The organism is Halanaerobium sp., from assembly GCF_003070835.1.
On sequence record NZ_QBLR01000481.1, the window covers coordinates 1 to 1,491 of the forward strand.

Consider the following 1,491-nt stretch of genomic DNA (forward strand, 5'->3'; position numbering starts at 1 on the left):
GTATTTTACTTTTATAAAGAATTAATCAAGCTCAGAAAAAACAGCCCCTATCAGGAAATAATTGTAGATGGTAAATATCAGCCGCTTTTAGAATCAGATCCGAATCTGATTGCCTATCTCAGAGAAAAAGAAGGAGAGAGGCTGCTTTTAGCTGCCAACTTTAAAAATAAAGAGGTTGAGATCAATTTAGACTATCAGGTTGAAGAAATTATTTTAAGTAATTACCCTGAATTCGATTACCGAGCTTTAAAAGCTAAAATGCTCGATTATCAATTAAGCCCCTTTGAAACAATTCTACTTAAAGTTAAATAATTTAAAAAAGACTGCTGAATATTTTAGTTCAGCAGTCTTTGCAATTTCTATTTAGTTTAAGCGGCAAAACCCTGCTTAACTTTTACTTCACGCGCAGAGTTTTGATAAGAACTTTCTCTTTTATTAAGCAAATATTTATTTTCAAATTTTGAATCATCGTTTTTCTTTATTTCAGACGAATCTTCAGCTTCTTTATCCTCACCACTGAATTCTTTTTGATTTAATTCAGCCTGGGCTTCCATTTTCATCCGAGTAGCTTTGGCTGCAATCTGCATGTCAGCTCCAGAAGGTTGAGCAGGTGCCGTGGCAGCTCTTTTAATCTGGTCTGTATTTTTAACTGTTTCTTCCGGTGTTTTTGCCGGAGAGGTTTCAATATCTACCGATCCGCCAACTGCATAGCGCTTATTGTCGGGACCGGTTGTGTAACTGTAAGAGGCTGAGCCAGCATACTGGCCACCAGCAGACTGATGAGCCATCTCATGGGCCCGAACTTCACGATCTCTGCGTTTTAATTTTTCTATTTCTCTTTTTTCAGCTTCACTAAATTCATTTTTATTTGAATTGTCATTTTTGCTTTCATTGTTTTGATTCTGCCCTTCGGCAGAACTCGAGGAATTATCTACAGCATTATCAAAGCTATTATTTTGATCACTTTTATCTTCAGAAGTATTGATTCCTAAGTCAATATCCTTTGACTGAGAATTGCTGTTATTAATATTGGATTTAACAGCCCAGCCTGGAACCGGCTGAGAGTTAAGTGATGACATGGCTAACATTTGGCTCACCCCATTTATCTCTTTTACTTATTATACTATAATTACAATTTTCAAGCAACTAAATTAGCCGGATTAATTAAGATTAATAAATGAGAATTTCTACTTTACATAATCTCAAAATAATGCTATAATAAACTTAGTTAATTTAATAAATTAACAAAGAAACGGGAGTGAGCAAATGGAAAAAGGCAGTTTTAAAAATATGAAAAAACAGAATCAAAAAAACATACTTACTTTAATCAAAAATGAGGATGGTATTTCCAGGGCTCAGATAGCAGAAAAGCTGGATGTCTCCCGGGCTACAGTAACCAATATTGTTAGGGAACTGGTTAAACTTGAACTGGTTGAAGAGTCAAAAATGGGTGAATCCCGCGGGGGCAGAAGGCCGATGCTGCTCAAACTG

At 35.7% G+C, this 1,491-nt stretch carries 3 protein-coding genes; 2 read left to right on the forward strand and 1 reads right to left on the reverse strand.

The annotated features are described in order from the left end of the window. Positions 1-312 (forward strand): alpha-glucosidase C-terminal domain-containing protein (locus CI949_RS20630; protein WP_290769916.1); only part of this gene is annotated, 312 nt, incomplete at its 5' end. A 56-nt stretch (positions 313-368) separates the two neighbouring features. Here CI949_RS20630 and CI949_RS20635 read toward each other — a convergent pair. After that, positions 369-1,088, reverse strand: coding sequence for a putative metalloprotease CJM1_0395 family protein (locus tag CI949_RS20635; RefSeq protein ID WP_290769917.1), 720 nt, complete (start codon positions 1,086-1,088; stop codon positions 369-371). Positions 1,089-1,266: 178 nt separating this feature from the next. On the opposite strand from CI949_RS20635, the gene CI949_RS20640 reads away from it, so the two are divergent. Further along, positions 1,267-1,491, forward strand: a 225-nt coding sequence (locus CI949_RS20640) for a MarR family transcriptional regulator (protein WP_290769919.1), incomplete at its 3' end; no start/stop codon positions are given.

Coding starts and splice junctions, on each gene's coding strand:
- CI949_RS20635 (WP_290769917.1), bottom strand. CDS start 1,088: ATGTTAGCCATGTCATCACTTAACTCTCAGCCGGTTCCAGGCTGGGCT.